This window comes from Brucella tritici (assembly GCF_902825325.1).
Classification (GTDB): domain Bacteria; phylum Pseudomonadota; class Alphaproteobacteria; order Rhizobiales; family Rhizobiaceae; genus Brucella.
Window position 1 is genome coordinate 1 of record NZ_CADEAR010000028.1, and the last position, 24173, is coordinate 24173.

Here is a 24173-nt window from a genome sequence, read left to right on the forward strand (position 1 = left end):
TAAATCAAACCCCAAACCGAGCCGGAAACTCCAATCTTCAAAAGCAAAAATAGTCTCAAATCATTCGACGACGGACAGTCCAACTCGGTGACGACGAGAATCGACAAGCCCGCGATCAGCAGAAGCGCCCACTCCGTAAGCGAAACGGGTTGCAGTTCAAGCGTATCCCGCAGCCACGGGATGTACATGGCGGCAATGTGAAGCGCTTGGGCGAGTACTACGGTCGCGAGCAGGAGCGGGTTGCCGAAGAATGGCAGGTCGAAGACAGAACGGTGCTCTGACCGGCTGGTAATGGTCTGCAGGTTCTCGAACATGACGAAGAGCAGCAGAAGAAGATTGCGCGCCTGCGCGACCTCGTAGCCCTGTGACAGCAACCAGTAGAAGACCGCAAACCCGCCAGCGCCGATCACAAGCGTGGACAGGATGATGCGGCGGATCATCAGCCCGTCGAAGATCGGCTCCTTCGGCCGCCGTGGCGGGTGGCGGAGTTCGTCGCCCTCCGGTTTTTCACCGGCGAGGGCCACGTCCTGAAGGCCGTTGGTCGCGAGGTTCAGCCAGAGAAGTTGAACGGGAAGCAGCGGCATCGGCAGGCCAAGCGGGAACGCGAACAGGAACAGCACCATCTCGGCGGCGCCCGTCGCGACGAGCATCAGGATGACCTTGCGGATGTTCGCGTAAGCCGTCCGACCTTCGCTGATGCCGCTCAGGATGGAGGCGAAATTGTCATCGGTGACGACGATGTCGGCGCTTTCCTTGGCCACCTCCGTGCCCTTCAATCCCATGGCGACGCCGACATGGGCATGTTTCAGCGCCGGCGCGTCGTTGATCCCGTCGCCGGTCACCGCAACGTAGTGGCCGTTGCGCGCCATTGACATCACGATTGCCAGTTTCTGTGCGGGCGCAACGCGCGCATAGACGCGGACGTTCTTCGTGAGACGGTCCAGTTGATCCTGTCCCGCAGCCTCGGCGGCCTGCACGACATCTCCGCTGGTGACCTCGTCAGAACGGAAGACTATGCCTGCCTGGGCGGCGATCGCAGCGGCAGTGCGAGGATCGTCCCCCGTCAGCATGGCGACTTCGACGCCGGCAGTTCTGCAGTCCCGAATCGCGGGGATGACCTCCGGTCGCAGCGGATCCTTCATGCCGGCGAGGCCGACAAAGACGAGATCGACCAGCAGACGATGGTCCAGGGCCCGGTCGGTATCAGAGCCGATTTCTCCCTCCGCAAATGCAAGCACGCGCAAGCCGTCGGCCGCCATCGCTTCCTTCTGGGCCAGAAGCAGGGCGCGGTCAATCGGAACTGTTTGGCCGCCCGCCGCCATCCGGTCCGACATCGCAGCCAGCGTCTCTGCCGATCCCTTCACGAATATGCGGACTCGATCATTCGCACGATGGAACGATGCCGCGTAACGCAGGTCCGGTTCGTAGGGAATGCGATCGACTAGGGGATAGTCGGCCTTCAGGTCCTCGTGCGAAAGGCCGATCTTGTGGGCTGCTGCAAGGAGAGCTACATCCACGGTGTCGCCAAGACCCTTCCAGACGCCATCTTCGAGTATCAGTGAACCCTCGTTGGGCAGCGATGCCGCGGTCAGAAGGCGGACTGCGCTTGCTCGCGCTTCATCGGGAGTGAGGCCGCTTGCGCGTACCTCGCAGGCATCCAAATCAGCGCTGGCGTCGAGCGCGAGTTCGGTGCCGTCGGGCAGCCGGATATCGGTGACTGTTAGTTCGTTCAGCGTCAGCGTGCCTGTCTTGTCGGTGGCTATCATTGTGCACGAGCCGAGCGACTCCACCGCTGTCATGCGTCGCACGATAACGTGGCGTTTCGCCATCCGGCGCATGGAGATCGCGAGGGCTACGGAAATCGCGATCGGAAGACCTTCGGGAATGGCGCTGACGGCGAGCCCCACTGACATCAGGAAGAGATCGTTCCAGTCCATGCCGCGCATCAGGCCTACACCGATGAGCAGCAGGGTGGTGATGCCGACCACCCAAGCGATGACGTTGGAGAAATGGGCGAGGCGTATCATCAGCGGCGGCTGAGAGAACGAAGCCTTGCCGATCTCCGCCGCGATCCTGCCCATTTCGGTCGAAAGGCCCGTCGCCGTCACGCAGCCTTTACCTCGACCTCTCGTGACTAAGGTTCCGGCAAAAGCCTTCGCAGAATTGCACGCGTCAGTTGGTTCACCTTCGACTGAGGCAGTTTTCTGCGCGGGCAGAGATTCACCCGTTAGCATGGACTCATCGCACAGCATGTCGGTTGTTTGCAGCAATGCCATGTCGGCAGGAACGCGTTCACCGGCCTCAAGAAGGACCACGTCTTCGGGCACGACGTGGGAGGCATCGATCTGCTGGACCCGACTGTCGCGAATGACCGTTGCGTGAGGTTGCTCGAGCTTTCTCAGTGCTGCGGAAGCCCGGCCGGCCGAATATTCCTGTACCGTCCCGATTACGCCGTTGAGAATGAGGACGACCATGATGAAGACCGCATCCTCGGCTTCGCTGAACAGCAGCGAAACCCCTGCAGCCAGCAGCAGGATGTAGATAAGCGGGCTCTTGAACTGTTGAAAAAATATAATGAGCGGCGAAGGCGGCTTGGGCTGCGGCAAACGGTTCTGACCGTATTGCGCCAGTCGGGCGTCGGCCTCCAATGTGCTCAGGCCGTTTATCAGCCGCTCAGCTCGGGGTCCGGCGATTGGGGAAGCTACGCCCGTCACGCTCGCTGACGGGTTCATTTTTCCGCACACGCCTGACAGCAGGGCGCATACGGCACGGCTTCCAGCCGCCTCTCATTTATTTCCTTTCCGCATCGCGTGCATATGCCAAAGGTTCCTGCTTCCAGCCGGTGGATGGCCGCTTCGATGGCGGCCAGTTCCTTCTGTCCGGCCTGCCCTAATTCTTCAAGAACCTCGTCATTGTTGCGCTCGATCGCCCGATCGTCATCGTCTTGGTTGCGCGGTTGCTCGAAATCGTTTTCGATTGCAGCCAGTCGGCGAAGCAACTCGCGTCGTCGCTTTTCGAGAACAGGTTTGAATTTCTCGCTGCGCCTTTTTTGCTCGTAGAGGTTTGATGTCATTGCTCTAGCTTCTCGACGTTTATTGTCTCTGCAGCCAGTGTCCTCTATACACCGTGCATGGCATTGACCACCGTCAAACTGCCATGCCTGAACCTCGTTTCCCGGTCGGAGTTTCGTCCATCCCGGTGGCGATCTTGTCAAGGAACGCCACAATGTGCATTATTCTTCTGATCTTGCGCTCAGGGAACTCTCCGGCCTATCCTCCCGCCAAATCCAGAACCATCCGCCCAGTGACTTTGCCTTCCTTGAGCCGGCTGAAGATGTCGTTGATGGCTTCGAGCGGCGCGGTCTGAAACTCAGCTTTGACCTTCCCTTCTGTCGCAAAGGCAATCGCTTCGTCGAGATCCCTCCTTGTACCGACGATTGAGCCACGAACCGTTATTCGTCTCAAAACGACGTCGAAGATAGGTATAGGAAATTCCCCTGGTGGCAATCCGACGAGACTGACGACGCCCTTGCGTCTTGCCATATGGAGCGCTTGGGAGAACGCAGGTGGCGAAACCGCTGTCACCAGTACGCCGTGTGCACCGCCTCCTGTTGCGCCCAGGACTTTGTCAGTAGCCTCTCGCTCACGAGCGTCAACCACGAGATCCGCGCCCAGACGGCCCGCGAGCTCAAGCTTATCGTGATCGATGTCCACCGCGGCAACCTTTAATCCCATTGCCTTAGCGTACTGTACTGCTACGTGCCCCAAACCGCCAATACCCGAGATGACCAACCACTCACCCGGTCGAGCTTCGGTCTCCTTGATGCCTTTATAGGTTGTGACGCCCGCGCAAAGAATGGGCGACACAGCGGCGAAATCAACGTCCTTCGGTAGCCGCGCTGCAAAGGCCGCAGACGCTATGACATACTCTGCAAATCCTCCATCGCAGCTGTAACCGGTATTATGCTGATGTTCGCAGAGGGTCTCCCAGCCAGTTTCGCAATATTCACATCGAAGACAACTGTCGTGAAGCCATGCCACACCCACCTTATCGCCGACCTTGAGTTCGCTCACACCCGGTCCAAGTTCGACCACGATTCCAGCCGCTTCATGTCCCGGTATGAACGGAGGCGATGGCGTAACAGGCCAATCGCCGTCGGCTGCGTGCAAATCGGTGTGGCATACTCCGCAGGCCATAACCTTGACCAGAACCTCGCCCGGACCAGGAACAGGAACCGGAACTTGTTCTATATGAAGCGGTTGGCCGAAATTGTGTACGACAGCTGCTCGCATTGTCTTGGTCATGGTGCATCCCTTCGAATTCTACCGATCAAATACCGGTGAGCAGCGACCTCGTCATTGACTACCATCAATTTCTCGGACGTTGTCGCCGCGGTCGAGGTGACTTCCACCGACTTTGTGAACCAACCCGGTTATGCCGGAGGCTCCAACTGCTGAGTAAGGTGGAGCATCATGAGCAAGACGACGAACAAGTTCCCCTGAAGTGCGTGAACGCGCGGTGCGGCTGGTCTTCGATAACGAGGGGCAGCATGGGTCGCGGTGGCAGGCGATCGTATCAATTTCTGCGAAGATTGGTTGGTCGGCCCATATCTAAACGAGTAGTGAAGAAGTTCGAGGTCGACAGCGGCAGGCGTGCGGGTATCCCGACCAGATGGCCGAGAGGATGAAGGGGCTGGAGCGCGAGAACCGCGAGTTGCGCCAGGCAAACGAGACCCTTCGGGTTTTCGAAGAGAAGTGGCGGGTCAACGGCGTCCGGAAGGTCTGGCGGCAGCTTGGCCGCGAGGGCTTCGATGTCGCCCGCTGCACAGTGGCACGGCTGATGAAGGTCATGGGTATTCAAGCCCTTCCGGAGCAAGCCGCAGAGGACGACGATTCCAGACAAGAAACCGCCGTGTCCGCTCGACAAGGTGAACCGTCAGGTTCGCGTGCCTGCACCAAACATGCTGTGGGTGTCGGATTTCATCTATGTCGCGACTTGGAGGGGCTTCGTCTATGTCGCTTTCGTGCCATTCGCATCGTGGGCTGGCGGGTCAGGAGCTCAGCCCATGCCGGCTTCGTTTTGGATGCTCTGGAACAGGCCGTTCATGAACGCCCTCCGGCCAAGGGTATGAGTCTGATCCACCACAGCGACATGGGCTCGCAAGGCAGATTCAAGCGGTCGTCGCAATACCAACTGAATGGCGGTCCAGAAGCGCGCAGATCGTGTCCCAAGGCGTGGTGTAGCTTTGGCGGTCGCGGTGCCTTCCGGATAGAGCCGGGATTAATCAGCTTGCGGCTGGCAAGCCGATGAGCGGATCATCGCTCATTGTAGCGATGGTTTCCAGTGTCATGTAGAGGGATCCCTGGACGGCCCATTCAAACCACGCAAACGTTTGGAGCGGGAAAAGCCCGATACCTTGACCGTGGCCGATGCGCCGAACCTGGTTTGGTCCATGGACTTCATGGCAGATCGTTTGGAAGACGCCAGGCAATTCCGGCTGCTGAATGTTCTGGACGACTTCAACCGCGCGGGACTGGCATCGAAGTCGACTTTTCGCTGCCTGCAGAACGCGTCATCCGAAGCCTGAAACAGATCATCGAATGGCGCGGCAAGCGGTACGCCATTCGTGTGGACAACGGCCCGGGATATGTCAGCGGCAAGCTCATGGAATGGGCAGCCAAACAAGGGACTGCTTTGAGCAACATCCAGCCCCCGGAAAAGCCGCAGCAGAACGCTTATGTCGAGCGCTACAACCGTACCGTCCGACATGAATGGGTCAACCAATACATCATTGAAAGTATCGAGGAGGCACAGGAATTCGCCACGCAGTGGCTATGGACCTACAACAATGAACCGCACAATATGGGCTTCGGCGGCGTTACACCCGCACAGAAACTGAAAATGGCCGCGTGAATTGTACTGCGGAGCCCCGTGAAGAACGCGGGGATTACCCACTGAGAACGTCCAGCACGACGAAAGCCAACCACCTATGATAAAATTGACTGAACACAATTGTAGCGAATGCATATGCAGTTAGAATACCGGTGACATTGGAAACCTCTAGTTCAACTCAGTCATCCTGCCAACTTTTGCGGTACAGGCGAGCTCCTCGCTCACGCGCGCCCACAAACCACCGCGCGGTGCGGACGTTTCCTTCAAGTGCCGAGGTTAACAGGATAGAATGGCGGGTGGAAATGCAAACTTCGGGAATGGTTACTACCATTGAGGCAGGGCAAGAAGCTTCCGAGCTGCTCTGTCCGCGGTGTGGTGGACACTGCCTGCGCCATAATGGAGCTACCTTCTTCGACAGGGAAGAAAACGGTCCTCAAGAGGTGGTGACTACAGTCCTTCGACATACCGCTGCAATGCAAGTGCAAGATGCGGCAATGACACTCAACCCGAGCACACATGAGCGTGGGATACTAGTCCACTTCCACTGCGCCGAATGTTCCGGAAAAGGTACAAGAATCGACCTCGCTATTGCACAACATGAAGGAACAACACATATAGCTTGGCACTTCGATCAGTTCGACCCGTGATCGTCAGCGCCGTGACGGCTTTCAGCTTGAAATTGCGACTGCGGAAGAACCTCGCAAGACCGATGCTCCTGGATAACCTGCAACAATTCTTAATAAGGAATTTGTTGAGACATATCTTGGCGCCACAGCGCTTGTACTGCAAGACGCGTTGGAAGCAATGCTGATGAAGCCAGACGAAATCAATAGCATAGCTAATCTTTCATGGTGTGGCGAACTTCACCAGGAGGCCATCAGGGCCACGGAGCGGTTGGTTCTCGATGAGGTTTCGGTAGAAATCCGTACGGGTGCTTCGCGGTGCGCCTTTGAGGTGACTGACGCAAAGTTCAAGGGCATGCGCATCAGCCTCATCGAACAGCAGAAATGAGTACTTATCGTCGATGATGATGAAAGCGCTGCGGAAGCCGTCTCCGAAGATGGCATTGACTCGCGTGTAACATCTCCACGAGACCATGTTGATGACCTGATGTACCGTAACTGTCTTTGATGCGGATTGGCTCCTTAACGTGATCACATTTCTCTCGTTATTCTAAATTAGCGGTTCATCCAGGTCTGCTCCCTGCCCATCTAAATCCAAAGCTGTTCTTATTTCGGTCAGTTCTGGGACCGGCCGTGGAAGTTATTAATCGTCGCGCCGTCGAGGCCCATGATGCGTCCGACGAAACAAGGTCCGGTGGTTGAAGTGCGGAAGACATAGGGAGCTTTTGATCTCATCTGACATGACGCCATCGGTCATTTCGGTATCTCCAACCAACTTTGCCAAGGGTGCGGCGGCGCGCGAGTTGCTATCCGATCATTGCTCGTATCGACACCAATATCGCCCGGCGCGAAGGAGCCGGCGCGCGCTGCTCGCGGTGGATGAAGCGCGGACATTCGAGTGGTAGATCGGCGTCAGTGATGGCCTCAACTGTGATTGAATGCCGCCAATCGCTGACTTGCCCCTGAGTTTGTAGACGCCTTCTTTTCTAAATTTGAGGCAAGAATGGAGTGAACGCTTCGGGTGGACCATCGAGGCGCTTCAAACTAAGCCGCCTGCTGGGCGAGTTGGGTTTCGAATTCTGCTGGCGACATGTAGCCAAGGGCCGAGTGCAGCCGCTTGGCATTGTAGATCTCCTCAATGAACCTGGGCAAGCGTTCGGCCACATCCGCGAATGTCTCGTAGCCGGCGATGTAGACGTCCTCAACTTTCAGGGTTTTCATGAAGCTCTCTGCCTGAGCATTGTGATAGGGGTTGCCGACGGCGCTCATGGACCCCTGCAGACCGGCGGCATCGATCGCTCGTCGATAAGTCTCACTCGCGTATTGGCATCCGCGGTCCGTGTGGTGGATGCAGCCGGGTGGAGGCTTTCTGTTCTCAAGCGCCGAACGCAACGCGGCCAGTGCCAGCGGCGTATCCAGGCGTTTTGACAGACCGTAGCCAACGACTTTTCGGCTGCAAGCGTCAAGAATGACGGCGAGATAGCAAAAGCCGACGGCTATGCGGATGTATGTGAAGTCAGCCACCCAGACCATGTCAGGCCGCGACGGGATCATATTGCGATAAAGGTTGGGGTAGATCGGTGAATCGTGGTTGCTATCCGTCGTGCGAACATACCGCTTACGAGGCTTGATCCCGAGGCCGTTGACCCGCATGACGCGGGCGACACGCTTGTGGTTGACCAAGTGGCCGCGCCGCTGAAGCTCGTGCGTTACGCGTCGGTATCCGTAGCAGGGATGGCGTATGTCTTGCCGTAGCTACATGGGGATTGCTTGCGATCAATGCTTTGGTGTCGAAAAAGGCTTACATCAAAATCGACATGCCGTTCCGACCCTGTAGTTGGGTTCTACGTTGGAGATGCGAGATGTTGAGGCTGCTCGTCGTGTTATTGGTTGGATCAACGTCGCTAACCGGCTGTAGTGCCAGTAATTACTCGGGCGAGACGCGTCAGTCGTATCGCACCGACCGGTGCCACAATGCGAAGGATCAAGGCAACGATGGGCGCCGTTGCGGATGTCCCAGGCTCGGTTTTAAGAACTTTACACCACCCAATTGTGTCGTCTCTGGCATTTAACATTACGAGAAGCGATCATTCATTGCGTCGCTCGCATCCGCGACGTAGCTATGCCGCGCCGTTGGACAAGCCCTACGCCTCGCTCATGGTCAGCTACGGCGTAAGCTCTGACTTCGGTGACACCTTGCTGCACCCACCCTGTCTGGCTATCAGATGGCGATTGGGCAGTCGAATACTCCCCGTTGAATTAGCCCCGCAAGCCATCGAGCATCTCTCGGACAATGGTTCCGCTTATACCGCGAGGAACACGAGGCTGTTTTCCCAAGCGCTCAATCTGACGCCTTGCTTCACGCCAGTGGCCAGTCCGCAATCGAACGGCATGTCAGAAGCCTTCGTCAAAACCCTGAAGCGGGATTATATCCGCATCTCAGTTCTACCGGACGCCGAAACAGCGCTCCGGTTCATCGACTGATGGATTGAGGACTACAATGAAATCCATCCCCATCCCGCCCTCAAGGTGTCCCCCCGGCAGTTCATCAGAGCTAAATCAAACTAGCCGACATGTCCGGTGAAACGGGGAGCACTCCAATGGTGAACATCGTCGTCGTCGAGCTCGGGTCGACGATGACGCGTCGGCCGTTCGCGCTAGGCACCTCTGTGCGACCATACCCACTACCGGAGTCGAAGGAGCTGAAACGGCGCAAGCACTTTCGGTGTGATCACTGCGGACACCAAGCCCTCGGTCCGATTGCGGCAAAGACTGCCGGAGTGCGCCAATTGACGCCAACGGTGCAGGTATGAGCGGGACACAGTGCTTCTCACCCGTCGCGGAGACCTAGCGACCATCGCCAGAAAAGCCTTCCTCGAGAATTTTGAACTCGGGCTCGGCGGTAAAGCGCAGCCACGCCCTGTGTCGATGATTGCAAGCATGCTCACCGATGTCCGTGTCGCCACTACCTGGCGCAAAGAACAGGAGGCCTACAGCTTCGCATACTGGAGCGTATGTGACATTGCGCAGACGTTTTCAAGATTGATCCCAAGCAATGACGCCGGCTCTGATCATAATGCATAAGTGCCTGAGATAGGTACTGTGACCGAATGGAGGTGCAAGTATGCTAAACAGTCTGAGATACGTAGCCGCGACCGGACTGATAGCGGCCATTGGAACGAACTTGTCGCCGGTTGGAGCTTGGGCGTGCTCTCGCATCCTCTCGAACGCCAACAGCCAAGCCAGTATTGTAGCACGCACCATGGACCTTAATCGGCCAGACGACGCGAGGGTGGTTGTATTCCCGCGGGGAATGGATCGGGTTTCCGATACTGGCGATGGTAAGCCGCTCGTGTGGAAATCAAGATATGGAAGCGTCGCTGTGACTGCTCGTGGAGCCTCAACAACCGACGGCATGAACGAGAAAGGGCTTGTCGTAAATATCCTTTACCTGGGCGACACAAAGTACGAGCCGCGTGACGAGCGCCCGGCACTCCCCAATCTGCAGTGGGGTCAATATGTGCTCGACAACTTCGGCTCGGTCCAAGAAGCAGTTGAAGGAATAAGATCCATTTCTATCGTTCCTATTGCTCTTGATGGCACGCAGTGGCCCTTGCACCTCGCGATCTCTGATGCCGAAGGAGACTCGGCCGTGATTGAATTCGTCGCATCCAAGATGGTGGTTCATCACGGCAAGGAATTTACGGTAATGACCAATGAGCCTCCCCTCTCCGTGCAGCTTGAGAACATCAAGAAATACAAAATGTTCGGAGGCACGAGACCCATGCCGGGTGATATTGATCCCGAGAGCCGGTTTGTCAGAGCGGCTTCTTATTTGAAAACCTTGCCGCCAGCCGATAATCTTCATCAAGCAATCGCGGATGCCCAGGCACTTGCGAGGAACGTCGCTGTTCCTCGTGGCGCTAAGGACACCTCCGGCAGTTCTGCTGAGGATGCATGGCCAACATTATGGTTCAGTGTAGCGGATTCGACAAACCGCACATACTTTTTCCAATCCGCCAGTTCTCCCAGTGCGTTTTGGGTGGACCTACGGGCGCTGCACTTCACGCCTGACACGCCCGTATTAGAACTGGATGCCTACGATACTTCGCTGCATGGAGATATCACTGAAAAGCTGAAGACTTCTAATTAAGAAAGCTCTAGCACCATGACGGGACGGCCGGGCTGACGTCAGCCCAACCTGCGATTTGGTGAGAAAGGCTCGACTGGCGGCGTCCCGATGAATAGCACGTTCACCGCCACGTCGCGATCGTCCACAATGCCGCCGAACGGGCGCTGCGCCCAACTGGACACTTCTTTATACCGGCTGGCCGTTTAGTTGATGGGTGTGTAAAGTGACCTTCCAGGTGAACTTCGCGAAAAAGCCGTTCGCATGGATTGCTATTACCGCGTCAGCGGAACGAAGTTCGGCCTTTCGGCAGCCGAGCGTCACACGGCCTGCGGTTTTACGGTCAGCCAGACATAACGGAGCATGTTGTAGGCGCCATTGGCCACGCCGATCTTCACCTTGGCCCTGCTGATGCGGATCGTGCGGATGAAGAGCTTCATCTGGTGCTTCTGCCGGGCGAAGACATGCTCGACGGCGGAGCGCAGTTTCGAGCGACCGTTATTGGCCCGTGACATCGCCTCCGAGATTGGTTTGCCTTTTTGGCTTCCTCTGATGGATGTCAGACTTCAGCCCGTTGTCCTGCAGCTATTCCTCATTGGTCTTCGAACGATAGGCGCTGTAGGCCCAAATCATTGATGCGTATTGTCTTTGGCGTCGACGTTCCTGTCAGAGAGAACGCTATCAGCGCGATCTGGGCCAACGAAGGGGCTCTCGTTTAACATTTCATCGCAAATATAACCGTTGATGAGGAAGACGGCTCCGCTGCGCACTCATCGACGGTTTAATGATGCGCAGCCCAACCGGCAGCCATTCATATGATTGCCAGCAACGTCCATCTGCTGCAGTGCAGGCCTCTGTTTAATGACGAACCTGACGATGGGCGGAGCCCAGATATCCCTCCGGGTGCTCGTCTTGCCCCGCCAACTGCTTCACGACTTCTGGCTGGTTGACGCGCAGGAAATGCCGGCCGCACTGGCTGATGATGTTGTCTCTTTGAAGCTTCGCCATGGTTCGAGAGACAGTCTCCATGGACAGCCCCAGATAGTCTCCAAGATCAAGTCGTGTCATTGGAAAATACAAGAGATGCTCGCGGTCTGCCAAACCCTGTGTCCGTCTCATATATAGACAAAGGAAGCCGCATACTCGCTCTTCGGCACTGTTACAAGACAGAAGCACCATGTGCTCCTGCGACGCTGCAACTTTGTCAGCAATATGAGTTAACACCTCGCGCCGAAGCGACTCGGAGGCGGCCATCTCCCTGGACAAAGTGGCACGTGCGATCCGCCTCACTTTCGCATCGTTGATCGCTTCGGCGCTGTATACGTAGCTTTCGCTGAAGGAAACGCCTAAAACATCTCCTTCCAGCAAAAAACCAGTAATAGTTCGGTTACCGTCGGGTAAGATCTTGAAGATCCGGAGCGCACCTTCGACCACGAGGAATACGTGCCGGGCTTGGTCGCCCTCAATGAACAGCTGCTCTCCGGCTTCGAGCCGCTCAGTGGGCTGCGCCCGCAAAAGCGCGCGCAGGCTTTCCTCAGATCGTGCGCCTCGAGTCGGCAAGTGTGGATATTTCACTTCTTGGTGGCCAGTGAGAAACATGACTACGGTCTCCATATTGGCCTCGGGGCGCTTCCGTACGAAGTGCCCGACGCGGCAAGGATAACGCGTACAAAGATGTTAATCAGTAGCATCGCGATCAATCCCATCGAATGCATTGCTGATATGCGTTCCAGATGTGTTTATCGGGTAGCCTATCTTCTTACGCAGCATCAGTGGCAGCCGTACCAATCTAGTTCGCTCCGGCGGTTTAACAGGGTTTTTTCTACTTCGTGATCCGCCAAAATCCTGCGAGATTCCCCCTCATGGGACGGAGTGTGATCACCCGCGAACTTGGAAAAAAATCATTAACTTTTCTTCACTTTGCGCGGCGTCAATATTCTCGCCCGCATCTGGCTTATGCGTCTACGCCGAGTTCAACCGGATCAGAGATCGAAAGATCACAGTTTGGGAGTAGCGTAGATGACGAAAGGTTCTCCAAGAGTATCGCTGGTCACCGGTGGTGCGGGCTTCATCGGGTTCAATCTCTGCAAGAGGCTGCTCGCCCAGGGTGACAAGGTCGTGTGCATCGACGACATGACATCGGGGATGCCGCAACACGTCGACGAGCTACGTCGGCATCCTGACTTCCAGTTCATCCGCCATGACGTATGCAAGCCGGTGGAGTTGAAGGTTGACCGTATCTTCAATCTTGCGTGCCCGGCGTCTCCGCCCGCCTATCAGTCGGATCCCATCAAGACGACACTCACCAGCGTCCTTGGCGTCCGCAATATGTTGGAACTAGCCTTGGCGAATGGAGCACGGATCCTGCACTCGTCAACATCGGAAGTCTATGGTGATCCGCTCGAACACCCTCAGCGCGAGAGCTACAACGGCAACGTCAAGACGATGGGGCCTCGCGCCTGCTATGATGAAGGCAAGCGTTGCGCCGAGACGTTGCTCCATGACTATCACATGATGCATGGCGTGGATGTCCGCATCGTGCGGATCTTCAATACCTACGGACCTGGAATGCGTGCCGACGACGGGCGGGCGGTTTCCAACTTTGTTACCCAGGCCCTAACCGGCCAGGACCTGACGATCTATGGCACGGGCAACTATACGCGATCCTTCTGCTACGTGGACGATCTGATCGACGGGATGTTGCGCCTGATGGAACTCGACGGTGATCACCCCGAGCCCGTGAACCTTGGAAATCCCCACGAGATCGCCATCAGGGATCTGGCGGACATGGTGCTTGCGGAGACTGGTTCCTGTTCCCACACCATCCACCTTGCCAATGCCATCGACGACCCCCGGATACGCTGCCCCGACATTACCCGCGCTACGCAGTTGCTCAACTGGAAGCCAAAAGTCCGCATCGAGGAGGGACTGAAGGAGACAATTGACTACTTCCGGCGCGTGCTGGCGGAGCCTGAGGTGAAGACAACCCGCGAGAGGTGACCCCATGCTGCTTCTAGAAGATCAGAGCGTTTACGCAGGTGCCCACAGGGTGGTGACTTCGGAGAAGTCAGAGCCTGCGCCGGCTCGCCATGCTGGCGACGCTAGACGGTTCGGTGTACCGGGAAAGCTACGCCTGCATCCTGTTTTCCACGGCTGGCGGAGCGTGGTTAACATGGCCGGCATAGCAGTATGGGCGGCCAGTATTGGCTATCTTGGTGAGTGGTGGTTCGATCCCGGTCATGTGGAAACTTTCCCCCGCTATATCGCGGTAACAGCGGCGCTCGCCTGGGCCACACTCACTCCGGCGTATTTCATCTTCATCTTCGCATTCGCGAAGATACCGCCGAAGGACGCGCCGGTGCTGCCCGAGTTGCGTGTAGCTGCGGTGGTGACCAAGGCACCGTCCGAACCGTTCGCAGTGGTGCAGAAGACGCTGTTGGGAGCGCTGCACCAGAACGGCATAACCTGTGACGTTTGGCTGGCGGATGAGAGTCCGGATGCTGTGACGCTCGCATGGTGTCGCAAGCATGGGGTGAGAGTGTCTACCCGCAACGGGGTAGCGGAGTATCAGCGGTCGGACTGGCCGCGACGTGCGCGTTGCAAGGAAGGAAACCTCTCCTATTTCTACGATCAATATGGCTATGCGCGGTACGACATCGTCGCTCAGTTCGATGCAGACCATGTTCCCTCTCCAGATTATCTCCGGCACGCGGTAGCACCATTTTCTGATCCGCGAGTAGGCTATGTCTCGGCGCCAAGCATATGTGACGCAAATGCGCCAGCAAGTTGGTCGGCGCGAGGTCGCCTTTATGTTGAGGCGAGCATGCATGGCGCCTTGCAGGCCGGATACAATAACGGCTGGGCGCCGCTGTGCATCGGCTCACACTACATAGTGCGCACGGCTGCGCTGAAGGAGATTGGCGGCCTCGGCCCCGAGCTCGCTGAGGATCACTCGACCACGTTGCTGTTCAATGCGGCCGGCTGGCGCGGCGTTCATGCAATCGATGCGATCGCACACGGCGATGGGCCTAAGACCTTCGCCGACCTTGTAACTCAGGAATTCCAATGGTCTCGAAGCCTAATGACGATCCTGCTGAGGTACACGCCCACATACCTGCCAGGACTTCATGGACGCATTCGCTTCCAGTTCCTTTTCTCGCAACTGTGGTACCCGCTTTTTTCTATCATGATGGCTCTGATGTTCGTCATGCCTGTGTTCGCACTCTTGACCGGTGTTCCGATGGTTAACACTACCTACTGGGATTTCTTCGTCCACATGGCACCTGCCTCCGTGACTGTGCTGCTATTGGCATATTGGTGGCGGTCAACCGGGATGTTTCGTCCTGTCGATGCCAAGATCATCTCCTGGGAGGGCATGGCATTCCAGTTCCTGCGCTGGCCCTGGTCTCTGGCCGGTACGGTGGCTGCAGTTTTCGATCACTTTCGCGGCCGCGTTGCGGACTTCCGCGTGACTCCCAAGGGCCACGAGCGCTCGGCGCACCTCCCCTTCAGGGTGATCGCCCCGTATCTTCTCCTCGGGCTCGTTGCTGCTACCACTGCGTGGCTGGTGCGCGATCCCGGCACGGCGGCCGGCTATTACCTCTTCAATATCTCGCATGCCGTCATTTATGGCGGCCTGACGCTCTTCGTGCTGATCCGGCATAGTCTGGAAAATAATCTCGACTTCCTGCCGCGCACCCTGCACGGCCTGCTGGCCGGAATCCTGCTGTTAAGTGTGGCAGGCGCGACATGCCTCGCGATCCACAACAACGGGCTGAAGGGAGTTGCGGCATGGAACGAGGGCATCAGCGCGTTCACCCTGACGCGGCCCGTCTACTCATACACCGGCGCAGGTAGGTCAATGACCGACGAACCGGAGCTGAGGTTCGCGCCGCGTTGGAATTTTCCCCACCAACAGAACGATTGGAGTGCAAGTAATGGTTAGCAAGAAACTGGCAGTTGTCGGCACTGGCTATGTTGGGCTGGTGGCAGGCGCATGTTTCGCCAAATTGGGCCACGACGTCATATGCGTCGATGTCGATAAAGAGCGGATTGATACCCTTAACGAAGGCGGCATCCCCATCTTCGAACCGGGGCTTGAGGCTCTCGTCCATGAGGGCGTTGCCGCCGAGCGGCTCAGATTCACGACGAAGATCAGCGATGTAGCGCCGTGTGACGCCGCCTTCATCGCCGTAGGCACGCCTCCACGCAAGACCGATGGCGAAGCCGACCTGTCCTTTGTTCATCAATGCGCCCGCGATCTTGCCGCAGTGTTGAAACCAGGCTCGGTGATTGTCGACAAGTCGACGGTGCCCGTAGGCACCGGTGATACGGTGGAGCGGATCGTTGCTGAGACCCGACCGGGCGTTACGATCCATGTCGCGTCCAACCCGGAGTTTCTGCGCGAGGGCTCCGCAATCGGCGACTTCCTGGAACCGGACCGCATCGTGATCGGATGCGACGACAAGGAAGCCGAGGATGTCTTGAGCGAGGTATACGCCCCCTTGCAGGCGAAAGGTTACCGCCTGATCAAGACCCGGCGTCGCAGTGCCGAGCTCATCAAATATGCCTCGAACGCTTTCCTCGCCACGAAGATCACCTACATCAACGAGATGGCTGACCTGTGCGAAGCGGTCGACGCCGACATTGCGGACGTTGCGCTTGGCATGGGGACCGATAGCCGCATCGGACCCCAGTTCCTCCAGGCCGGTCCCGGCTACGGCGGCTCATGCTTCCCCAAGGACACGCTGGCACTCGTGCGCACTTCGCAAGAGTTCGGCGTCAACCTGAGTATCGTTGAGCAGACCGTGGCTGCGAACACCGCCCGCAAACGGCGGATGATCCAGAAGGTGCGCCATATCCTGAACGGCGACCTCGACGGAAAGAAGATCGCGGTACTCGGGCTAACGTTCAAGGCAGACACGGACGACATGCGTGATTCTCCGGCAATTCCGATGATCGAACTACTTCAGAGAAGCGGCGCAGACGTCCATGCCTACGACCCTGAAGGTATCGAGCAGGCCAAGAAGGTGCTCGATAACGTCACCTATCACCACGATCCTTACAAGTGCTCACAAAGTGCTGACGCCGTGGTGATCATGACCGATTGGGCAAGCATCCGTCACATCGACTTGGCCAAGCTCGGTTCAGTCATGCGGTCCCGTGTGCTGATTGACCTGCGCAGAGTCTGCAACCCCGAAGAGGCCGCCAAGCACGGGTTTGCGGTTGAGACTATCGGGAGAAAGGGTCTTGAGCCAGACGACGTCTGGCATGTCGAGCCGAAAGTCATGGTGACGGGTAAGAGCTTCCCGGCCCAGGAACGGGAAGCAGAGGCGGCCTAACTTCGACAACATAGAGGTGAAGAAAATGGTTAGAGTGAAAGACAGCATAAAAGCAACAAAAGTCGGGACCCGAGCAGGCGGCGTGGCTCTTATTGCCGCTCTACTCCTGTCTGCCATGGGACCAGCTCTGGCGGGGAACTCCCCCGCCCACGGTCGGCCATTGACCGCTTATGAACTCCTCCTGCTGGTCAAAGATCGTACTTGGCAGTGGGACGAGGGTGCCGGGCGCTTCTTTGGCGATGACAGACGCTTCATCGCCTTCACAAATGGGAAGGACGGCCCGACCTACGGCGAAGGCCACTTCCGCCTTTCCGATAAGGGGCGGCTTTGCCTCGCCGTTAAATGGGGCAGCGGTGCCGGAGTTAGCGATGCTGGCACCTGCTTCCTCCATAGGGAGGTGGATGGCGTTATTTACCAGCGCCGCGAGGGAAGCGGGGATTGGTATCCCTTCAAGCACAAGCCGCTGGTCGAGACCGACGAATACGCCAAATTTACGAAAGACGACCTCGTATCTAAGGAATTCGCGAAGATTAAGGCGGAGGTGGACGCGAAGACCAGACAAGGGAAAGGCGACCAATCATGAGCGGAAAAAGCATCAGCATCTCCCGACGAGGGATGCTTCAGACAGCCGCCATGCTTGCCGGGGGCGCAGCATTCACGATGGCCGCCGGCAATTCACTGGCGCAGACACAGTCCCCGGCCCAGGCACAGGATGCTGCACCTTCCCGGGATGTCCTGAAGGACAAGCGCCCGATCATTCACGCAAACGGGTCCCGTTTCGGAGCCTATGACCCGCACGGTGATTTCAGGGATGAGAAAGACGACGTCACTGAGCATCTGTTCCTGCCCTGGGAAGACGTCGATCTCTCCAACCTCGATACCGCCGATGATTATGCGTATCAACGCGGTCGGAAGCTCCTCATCACGATCGAGCCCTGGTCGTGGGACATGAACTGGAACGTGTCTTCCAACAAGCTGCGCCAGCGCATTATTTCTGGTTACTATGATGCAAACATGCAGGCCATCTGCGATGCGGTCTCCAGCTTCAAGTGCCCGATCACCATCCGCTGGGCGCAGGAGATGGACAATCCCTACGGCCGGTTCCCCTGGTCGCTGTGGCCGCCGGCGGACTACATCAAGGCCTTCCGGCGCATGCACGCGATTGTCAAGAAGACACTGCCGGAGGCCAAGATGATGTGGTCGCCACGTGGCGAGAAAGGCCTCCAGGCGTACTATCCGGGTGACAAATTCGTCGACATCGTCGGCCTCAGTGTGTTCGGATACGAGCCTTTCGACGAGATAGAGTATGGCGCGGCCCGTACCTTCGCCGAAAGCCTTAAACAAGGCTACGATTTGTCCGTCGGATTCGGCAAACCAATCTGGGTCGCAGAATTGGGCTACGAAGGCAGCAAGGAGTACCTGACGAGGTGGGTCCAGGAGGCTACGCGGAAGTACTCCGAGTATCCAGCGCTTGAGGAAGTGGTCTACTTCAACGACAGGGAAGTCTGGCCCTGGCCTTACGGCCTCGGGTTGCCCAACTGGCGGGTCGTGAGAAATGCGCCGATATATACGCGACGGCCTCAACGCGGCTGATCGGCGAGTCTCGTTCGAATAGACAATCGGGAAGGGTCTCTATACGGAGGCCCTTCCCGCTCGGGCTGCAATCGGGCGACGGTTCGGCCCTTTTAATTTCTAAGACGTGCGTCGGCGAACCAGTTACCATCGATGCGCCAGTCAGGGCTACCAAAGCCTTGGGGCCATCGATCCGGTTCCCTGTCGTTGAAGTAAACAATGCCCCTAAGCAAGTGAAAGTCATTGGGTACTTCAATAATCGAATACAGGCTACGAAACCAAGCCTCCCTATATTGACGGGTTCCAGCCACACCGAGTTCGGCAATGTAGACTGGCTTTCCGAACCTAACGACGCGATCATATTTCTCCTGGAAGGTTTCTCCGAAATCGCGCCAGCCGCCGTGTTGGTCCTGGTCGAGAGCCTCTAGCCCCCAGACGGCCAGCCCCACGTAATCTACATAGGCGTCGCCGGGATAATAGAGGGCAAGGTTCCTCTCGCCCTTGGGCGACCAGATGAATGCGGCCCGCGGAACCTTGCGGCGACAGGCATCGACAAAGTACCTATAAGCCTGCTTGTAGCCTTCGCTATCCTGCCTCGCCCATGGATAACGGCCGGTCGGATCCTCCATCTCATGCCCCCACCGCACATAAAGTGCGCCGCTGAAATCAGCCATCACGCCGCATAGCGTGTCAATCTCCACGTCGAAAGATCCCGCGGTGATGTCCAGGAACAGCCGATCTCCGCCGTCGCGCCAGTTCGGGGCTTTGGTGAACGGTTCAACGGTTACGATGATCGCGCGGTTTTGGTTCTGCGCATCGTAAAGTGCGCGGCGTAAATCCCCATCGTCCAGCGTCTGCCAGTAAATAAAAATGTGTTCGATATCGACATAGGGGGAGCCGTAAAATCGGGCGTGGGGATCATAGACACCGAGAACGACCTGAGACTTCGCGTCCGTAGACTTCGCGTCCGTGCCTGAATTTTCAGGAAGCATGTACCGGTCCGAATTGGCGTTGGATGGTTTCAGGCTGCAAACCGCTAGTAAACATGCTGTTGCCACGCCTCGCAGAATGCTCCTCCTCATCGGCTCCTCCTACGGTAGATAGACAACCACATGCTTTGGTATCGAACCGCGCAAGCGGCATTCCTAATGCGTCTCTCATAGCCGTTTATTAAGGCTGGCGATTTGGTTGAATTCCTGCTATCTACAAATATGCTCATATACATGATGTCGCTAATAATGCCGGGATTTGCAAGGTGAAAAACATCCTAGTGACCGGCGGCGCCGGCTACATTGGTTCTCATGCATGTAAGGCTCTTGCTGCACGAGGCTACCAACCGATCGCCTACGACAATCTGGTCAATGGTCACCGAGAAGCCGTACGCTGGGGTCCCCTTGAGCACGGAGACATACGCGATCGACGTCGTCTTGACGAGCTCATCGACCGCTATCGACCCGAGGCTGCAATGCACTTCGCGGCCTTCGCATATGTGGGAGAGTCTGTCGCCGATCCGGGGAAATATTACAACAACAATGTCGTCGGCAGCCTCTGTCTTCTGGAGGCCATGTTGGCTAGGGGAGTGAAGAAGCTCATATTCTCCAGCAGCTGCGCTACCTACGGCATTCCCGAGAGCATACCAATCACCGAATCCGATGCTCAACATCCCATCAACCCATACGGGATGTCGAAGCTCGCGGTCGAACGGATGCTGTCGGATTTCGGCGTCGCACACGGTCTGCAATGGATCGCCCTGCGCTATTTTAATGCCGCTGGCGCCGATCCTGCCAACGAGATTGGCGAGGACCATGACCCTGAAACGCGCATCATTCCGCTATTACTTGCCGCGGCCGATCGCCAGATGGATGAGGTCACGATATATGGGTCGGACTATGATACTCCGGACGGAACCTGCATCCGGGACTATGTCCATGTAACCGATCTTGCGGATGCCCACGTGAAGGCGTTGGATTGCCTCTTCTCCGGACAGCAGTCGCAGCCGCTCAACCTTGGTACCGGCACGGGATCGTCAGTCATGGAGCTCATCGAAGCCGTCCGTGCAGTGACGGGACGTGAGGTTCCCTATCGCTTTGGAGCACGCCGGCCGGGCGATCCGGCTGTGCTGGTCGCAGAGTCACGCGCCCATGCCGTCCTCGGATGGAAACCGGTTCACAGCAGTATCCATCAGATCGTTGAGACGGCGTGGCGCTGGCATTTGAAGAAGAAGGCGCGACGTTTGGCCGGTTGACGGTGCGTCGTCGTCTGTTCTCGTTCAGTCCAGGGTCGCATGACGGCAGCCAGAGATCACTCGGTGTGCGGGTTATTGTAGAACAAAATAGAGAAAAGACAATGAAGATAGTCGCAACGCGCCGAACCGCTCAAATCCTCGCCATGGCGATGAACGTTGTACTTACAGCAGTCTGCATGTCCTTCACAACCATTCCGATCTTTGCCAGCACCGAAGCAGCGCAGCACACGAGATCCCGCACCGAGCACAAGCCGGTCACATCCAGGATTCCTGGTAAAGTAAAGGTGACGGGTTCCGCCTATGTGTGCTTGGCAAGCGGCTTCGGCCAAATGGGTCGCTGCATACTACGACGGCCCTCCTCATTTAATAACGGTTCCCGCTGAAGCGGCCCGTTCGCCCATCGGGCGACCGAGCCGTATGACGTCGGACAGGGGACGCTTGATTACTGAGAAAGCTTAAGCTTGTTCCGCTCGTAGCCGGCGGCAACTAGATCGCCTTGCTTCAGCTTAAGCACTTCATCGCCGGGGCGCGGAGGAATGTGACCAAATACGTACCACTGCCCGCTCGGTAGTCGCCGTTGCCAGATCGTCTGGCCGTTGCTCTTATGTTCAAAACAGGTTGTTGCCATGCCGTTACCATCCGAAGCGAACCACCTGGCGGTAAAGCAAATCCTCCCTGGATCCTGAGCGTACCACCGGCCATCGGCGTAGCTGGCCTTCGCGCCACGTCCAGAGAAGGCCGTAAAGCGGAGGCGATTCCCCTCACCGAAATATCCCGCGCCGTCATTCCAAAGCCAGGTGCGGTTTTCATAAAGCGCGTGGAGGTCTTTGACCGTTAGAGGTCGCGTTTCTGATACTGGCGCGTCACCCGGTTTTTCGACTAAATCGGCCGAGTGGACAACGGTTGCAGCGCCAAGCGCAACGACTAAAGCTCTAAGGCAGGTAAACAAGCCGGAAGACATTGCGAGCACTTTCCCCGCTCCTTCATTTGGACTTCATTATTCCCTGATAGCACCCCGTTCGGAAAACAAACAAGCAGCAGAACGCGGTGATTTACATCTTCCTATAACCGTGGCTGGGGAGATTTGTTCCCTTGCTTGTGTAGCGGCAGGCAAACACGCGTGCCAAGCGACGCGGCAGCTGAGACGAAGGCATGCGAGCGTTGAAGTTGTCAGGCTAATCGAATGGCTTGGGAAACCTCGCCCCATTCGCGGCAACAACCGTCTTCACGGAGCGGATGATGCTACCTCGTCCAAGACGAAGGAGTGTCTGTACGGATCCGTGCTCTGCCGGAAGGAGGAAACTTCGGCCAGCGCACACGCTGCGCACGCGAGATTGAAGCAAATCGGTTGAATGCCGTTCCGCATACGCCACTCTGCCAACAATGCGCCCAGGGGATGACCTGGTAGGCCGCCCTTTTGGCGCTAGAGCGAAGGGAACGGCCCCGAGGAAAAGAACACCGATTCGTCCATGGGCGATTCAAGGAAGCCACGCCTGTCAAGGCGTAGCTTCCTCGTTAATCGAGCAAGAAAGACCGGGACCTTGAAGTCCCCGATAATCGATTCGGTGACGCCACCAAAGATGTGCTCCAGTATTCTTGGATGTCCAATAGGCACCCATTACGATCGTGTCGCATTCGATTTCAAGCGCGTGCTGGCGCAAGATATCTGCCGTCCGCCGCTGGGGAGTTGCTCAACGGTGGTGGGCACACCGTGGCGGGTGAGGAAGGTGGCAATATCGGCGCCGGATTCTCCACCGTTCTTGAAATAGCTGCTGTCGCGATCTACTGCAACAAAGTGGGTGTTTCTTCGCTTTTCAGCATGCTCAGCGCCGCCTTGGCCGCATTCGCGGCTTCGGGCTTCGAATTCCACGAAAGCATAACAGTTTTTTGAGAAAGGCTAGTCGTGCCGCTCTCCGGCATCAACAAAAGATGGGAGGTGGTATCATTGGCGAGACTGGTGGCGTGTTCTAGGTCAGCATCCGCATTCGAAAGGCCTAAGATTGCAAGTATGGTCTTGAGGTCATGTCTTGGCTCCTCTGATTGATCGGCTACTAGAGTAGCGTGCGGCCAGGACAAAGATGCCGCTATGATCTTCGTCAATCGTTCGATGTCCCGTGAACAGTCGTCAAGCTTGCGAGAGAGCAACGTAGCTTCGCGTTCATTTGGCGAACTCTTTTCCGCCCATCCACCTGTTCGCAGCCAGGCATGCCGTCGGGCGACACCGAATTTCAAGGCAGAAGGCTCGCATCTGGTTGATCAGGCGGGTTCTTGTTCCGATCGTCTGGTCCCGCACCCGGTGCAACGCCTGAAGATCGGCTTGCTCCTCACTCTAGAGTGTCGCAAATCCCATTTGTTTGCCGCGTGGCGCCGCCTCTGCGTCGATGATGTCGGCCTTCTTCGATTTACGTACGGCCCCATAAATTGCGCAGGATTAAGCGCACCTTATGTCCCAGCGCCTCAGGTGGCAGCAATGGCTCTCCGTTCGTCCGGCTACCATAAATGATTGGCATCAATGCAAAAGCATGGCGGCTGCGGTTTTATATGGAAGCGGCGACGACTGAACCGCTGCGGCAACAGAGGCGGTGCAGTATTCCTAACGGCGTAACCGGGGCGAAACAGCACATGATCGTCCAGCGAAGCGTGCAAAGGTTCATCAGTTCGGGTCTCTTGACACAAAAAGGAACAAATCAATGTCTCATCAAGCAAAAGTTGCTCTCGTCACCGGATCCGCACAGGGGATTGGCCGAGGCATTGCTCTGCGGCTGGCCCGCGACGGGTTCGACCTTGCCCTTGTTGATCTCAAAGCGGACAAGTTGAACACCGTCGCTGAGGAGATTGAGGCCCTTGGTCGCAAGACATCAGTCTTCGGTGCCGACGTCAGCGACCGCGCTCAGGTCTATGCCGCCATTGATCACGCGGAGGCGGAGTTGGGCGGTTTCGATGTCATTGTTAACAATGCCGGTATTGCACAGGTAAAGCCCATTGAAGACGTTCGTCTCGAAGACGTTGAAAAGATCTTCAGAATTAACATCCATGGCGTACTATGGGGAATTCAGGCTGCCGCAAAGAAGTTTAAGGCACGGGATCAAAAAGGTAAGATCATCAACGCCTCATCAATCGCCGGGCATGAAGGCTATGCAATGTTGGGGGTCTATTCGGCGACGAAATTCGCCGTTCGGGCACTAACTCAGGCATCTGCAAAGGAATTCGCCGCCAATGGCATCACCGTTAACGCCTATTGCCCCGGCGTTGTCGGCACGGACATGTGGGTCGAGATCGATGAAGCGTTCGCCAGGTGTTGTCACGTTAACTGGGCTACAGTTGCCTGCCTGACGGTTTGGGCGTAAATTTTGGCGATGCAGACATCAGAT

General features: G+C 57.0%; 20 protein-coding genes and 3 pseudogenes. 14 read left to right on the plus strand and 9 right to left on the minus strand.

The annotated features are described in order from the left end of the window. The 3 genes from HWX93_RS21045 to adhP all read right to left on the minus strand — a co-directional run. The coding region (locus tag HWX93_RS21045) for a cation-translocating P-type ATPase (protein WP_176038617.1) at window positions 1–2732 on the minus strand (2732 nt) is incomplete at its 3' end. Further along, window positions 2729–3073 (minus strand): TraR/DksA family transcriptional regulator, encoded by a 345-nt coding sequence (locus tag HWX93_RS21050; RefSeq protein ID WP_176038618.1) that lies wholly within the window; start codon window positions 3071–3073, stop codon window positions 2729–2731. The genes HWX93_RS21050 and HWX93_RS21045, both read right to left, overlap by 4 nt. A 196-nt stretch (window positions 3074–3269) precedes the next feature. After that, on the minus strand, window positions 3270–4304 hold the full coding sequence (gene adhP, locus HWX93_RS21055) for an alcohol dehydrogenase AdhP (RefSeq protein WP_176038619.1): 1035 nt from the start codon (window positions 4302–4304) through the stop codon (window positions 3270–3272). A 199-nt stretch (window positions 4305–4503) separates the two neighbouring features. On the opposite strand from adhP, the pseudogene HWX93_RS21060 reads away from it, so the two are divergent. From HWX93_RS21060 to HWX93_RS21070, 3 genes and pseudogenes are all read left to right on the plus strand, one after another. Continuing rightward, window positions 4504–5163, plus strand: a pseudogene (locus HWX93_RS21060) (IS3 family transposase); the annotation flags it as partial. A 214-nt stretch (window positions 5164–5377) separates the two neighbouring features. After that, window positions 5378–5913 (plus strand): annotated as a pseudogene (locus HWX93_RS21065) (transposase); the annotation flags it as partial. A 789-nt stretch (window positions 5914–6702) separates the two neighbouring features. After that, window positions 6703–6903 (plus strand): hypothetical protein, encoded by a 201-nt coding sequence (locus tag HWX93_RS21070; RefSeq protein ID WP_176038621.1) that lies wholly within the window; start codon window positions 6703–6705, stop codon window positions 6901–6903. A gap of 656 nt (window positions 6904–7559) precedes the next feature. On the opposite strand, the gene HWX93_RS21075 is transcribed toward HWX93_RS21070, so the two are convergent. Beyond that, window positions 7560–8258, minus strand: a complete 699-nt coding sequence (locus HWX93_RS21075) for an IS3 family transposase (protein ID WP_176038635.1) — start codon at window positions 8256–8258, stop codon at window positions 7560–7562. Window positions 8259–8777: 519 nt separating this feature from the next. Between HWX93_RS21075 and HWX93_RS21080 the strand changes: the two are divergent. From HWX93_RS21080 to HWX93_RS21090, 3 genes and pseudogenes are all read left to right on the plus strand, one after another. Next, a pseudogene (locus tag HWX93_RS21080) lies at window positions 8778–9083 on the plus strand (integrase core domain-containing protein); the annotation flags it as partial. Window positions 9084–9338: 255 nt separating this feature from the next. Further along, window positions 9339–9599, plus strand: a complete 261-nt coding sequence (locus tag HWX93_RS21085; protein ID WP_176038622.1) for a hypothetical protein — start codon at window positions 9339–9341, stop codon at window positions 9597–9599. Window positions 9600–9639: 40 nt separating this feature from the next. Further along, on the plus strand, window positions 9640–10668 hold the full coding sequence (locus HWX93_RS21090) for a linear amide C-N hydrolase (protein WP_176038623.1): 1029 nt from the start codon (window positions 9640–9642) through the stop codon (window positions 10666–10668). Between the two features lie 296 nt (window positions 10669–10964). Here the strand turns inward: HWX93_RS21090 and HWX93_RS21095 are convergent, their stop codons facing one another. Next, window positions 10965–11159, minus strand: coding sequence for a hypothetical protein (locus tag HWX93_RS21095; protein WP_176038624.1), 195 nt, complete (start codon window positions 11157–11159; stop codon window positions 10965–10967). Between the two features lie 343 nt (window positions 11160–11502). Further along, window positions 11503–12243, minus strand: coding sequence for a Crp/Fnr family transcriptional regulator (locus tag HWX93_RS21100; RefSeq protein WP_176038625.1), 741 nt, complete (start codon window positions 12241–12243; stop codon window positions 11503–11505). A 420-nt stretch (window positions 12244–12663) separates the two neighbouring features. Between HWX93_RS21100 and HWX93_RS21105 the strand changes: the two genes are divergently transcribed. The 5 genes from HWX93_RS21105 to HWX93_RS21125 all read left to right on the plus strand — a co-directional run bounded on the left by HWX93_RS21105 (window position 12664) and on the right by HWX93_RS21125 (window position 18578). Next, window positions 12664–13644 (plus strand): UDP-glucuronic acid decarboxylase family protein, encoded by a 981-nt coding sequence (locus HWX93_RS21105; RefSeq protein WP_176038626.1) that lies wholly within the window; start codon window positions 12664–12666, stop codon window positions 13642–13644. Window positions 13645–13816: 172 nt separating this feature from the next. Further along, entirely contained in the window at window positions 13817–15589 is a 1773-nt protein-coding gene (locus HWX93_RS21110; protein ID WP_176038627.1) for a glycosyltransferase family 2 protein, read from the plus strand. Beyond that, the gene (locus tag HWX93_RS21115; protein WP_176038636.1) at window positions 15582–16985 is read left to right on the plus strand and encodes a UDP-glucose dehydrogenase family protein; all 1404 of its coding nucleotides are present in this window, start codon (window positions 15582–15584) and stop codon (window positions 16983–16985) included. The genes HWX93_RS21110 and HWX93_RS21115 overlap by 8 nt, the downstream gene beginning before the upstream one ends. Window positions 16986–17010: 25 nt before the next feature. Continuing rightward, entirely contained in the window at window positions 17011–17568 is a 558-nt protein-coding gene (locus HWX93_RS21120) for a DUF995 domain-containing protein (RefSeq protein WP_176038628.1), read from the plus strand. Then, window positions 17565–18578 carry a glycoside hydrolase family 26 protein gene (locus HWX93_RS21125; RefSeq protein WP_235969169.1) on the plus strand — a complete coding sequence of 338 codons (1014 nt, stop codon included), beginning with the start codon at window positions 17565–17567 and terminating at the stop codon, window positions 18576–18578. Before HWX93_RS21120 ends, HWX93_RS21125 begins: the two co-directional genes overlap by 4 nt. A gap of 92 nt (window positions 18579–18670) precedes the next feature. Here the strand turns inward: HWX93_RS21125 and HWX93_RS21130 are convergent, their stop codons facing one another. Beyond that, complete coding sequence (locus tag HWX93_RS21130) at window positions 18671–19549, minus strand: glycoside hydrolase family 26 protein (protein WP_176038629.1); 879 nt, start codon at window positions 19547–19549, stop codon at window positions 18671–18673. Between the two features lie 263 nt (window positions 19550–19812). On the opposite strand from HWX93_RS21130, the gene galE reads away from it, so the two are divergent. Together galE and HWX93_RS21140 are read left to right on the plus strand one after the other, a co-directional pair. Further along, the gene (gene galE, locus HWX93_RS21135) at window positions 19813–20802 is read left to right on the plus strand and encodes a UDP-glucose 4-epimerase GalE (RefSeq protein WP_176038630.1); all 990 of its coding nucleotides are present in this window, start codon (window positions 19813–19815) and stop codon (window positions 20800–20802) included. Next, window positions 20757–21185, plus strand: coding sequence for a hypothetical protein (locus HWX93_RS21140; RefSeq protein ID WP_176038631.1), 429 nt, complete (start codon window positions 20757–20759; stop codon window positions 21183–21185). Before galE ends, HWX93_RS21140 begins: the two co-directional genes overlap by 46 nt. A 59-nt stretch (window positions 21186–21244) precedes the next feature. Here the strand turns inward: HWX93_RS21140 and HWX93_RS21145 are convergent, their stop codons facing one another. Together HWX93_RS21145 and HWX93_RS21150 are read right to left on the minus strand one after the other, a co-directional pair. Next, on the minus strand, window positions 21245–21763 hold the full coding sequence (locus HWX93_RS21145) for a DUF995 domain-containing protein (RefSeq protein ID WP_176038632.1): 519 nt from the start codon (window positions 21761–21763) through the stop codon (window positions 21245–21247). Window positions 21764–22584: 821 nt separating this feature from the next. Next, on the minus strand, window positions 22585–23034 hold the full coding sequence (locus HWX93_RS21150; RefSeq protein ID WP_176038633.1) for a hypothetical protein: 450 nt from the start codon (window positions 23032–23034) through the stop codon (window positions 22585–22587). A 458-nt stretch (window positions 23035–23492) separates the two neighbouring features. On the opposite strand from HWX93_RS21150, the gene HWX93_RS21155 reads away from it, so the two are divergent. Then, window positions 23493–24149 carry an SDR family NAD(P)-dependent oxidoreductase gene (locus HWX93_RS21155; protein ID WP_176038634.1) on the plus strand — a complete coding sequence of 219 codons (657 nt, stop codon included), beginning with the start codon at window positions 23493–23495 and terminating at the stop codon, window positions 24147–24149. The last annotated feature ends 24 nt before the right edge of the window (window positions 24150–24173 follow it).

Coding starts and splice junctions, on each gene's coding strand:
- HWX93_RS21100 (WP_176038625.1), bottom strand. CDS start 12,243: ATGTTTCTCACTGGCCACCAAGAAGTGAAATATCCACACTTGCCGACT.
- HWX93_RS21105 (WP_176038626.1), top strand. CDS start 12,664: ATGACGAAAGGTTCTCCAAGAGTATCGCTGGTCACCGGTGGTGCGGGC.
- HWX93_RS21125 (WP_235969169.1), top strand. CDS start 17,565: ATGAGCGGAAAAAGCATCAGCATCTCCCGACGAGGGATGCTTCAGACA.
- HWX93_RS21115 (WP_176038636.1), top strand. CDS start 15,582: ATGGTTAGCAAGAAACTGGCAGTTGTCGGCACTGGCTATGTTGGGCTG.
- HWX93_RS21095 (WP_176038624.1), bottom strand. CDS start 11,159: ATGTCACGGGCCAATAACGGTCGCTCGAAACTGCGCTCCGCCGTCGAG.
- HWX93_RS21050 (WP_176038618.1), bottom strand. CDS start 3,073: ATGACATCAAACCTCTACGAGCAAAAAAGGCGCAGCGAGAAATTCAAA.
- HWX93_RS21130 (WP_176038629.1), bottom strand. CDS start 19,549: ATGCTTCCTGAAAATTCAGGCACGGACGCGAAGTCTACGGACGCGAAG.
- HWX93_RS21155 (WP_176038634.1), top strand. CDS start 23,493: ATGTCTCATCAAGCAAAAGTTGCTCTCGTCACCGGATCCGCACAGGGG.
- HWX93_RS21090 (WP_176038623.1), top strand. CDS start 9,640: ATGCTAAACAGTCTGAGATACGTAGCCGCGACCGGACTGATAGCGGCC.
- adhP (WP_176038619.1), bottom strand. CDS start 4,304: ATGACCAAGACAATGCGAGCAGCTGTCGTACACAATTTCGGCCAACCG.
- HWX93_RS21145 (WP_176038632.1), bottom strand. CDS start 21,763: ATGTCTTCCGGCTTGTTTACCTGCCTTAGAGCTTTAGTCGTTGCGCTT.
- HWX93_RS21070 (WP_176038621.1), top strand. CDS start 6,703: ATGAAGCCAGACGAAATCAATAGCATAGCTAATCTTTCATGGTGTGGC.
- HWX93_RS21110 (WP_176038627.1), top strand. CDS start 13,817: ATGGCCGGCATAGCAGTATGGGCGGCCAGTATTGGCTATCTTGGTGAG.
- HWX93_RS21120 (WP_176038628.1), top strand. CDS start 17,011: ATGGTTAGAGTGAAAGACAGCATAAAAGCAACAAAAGTCGGGACCCGA.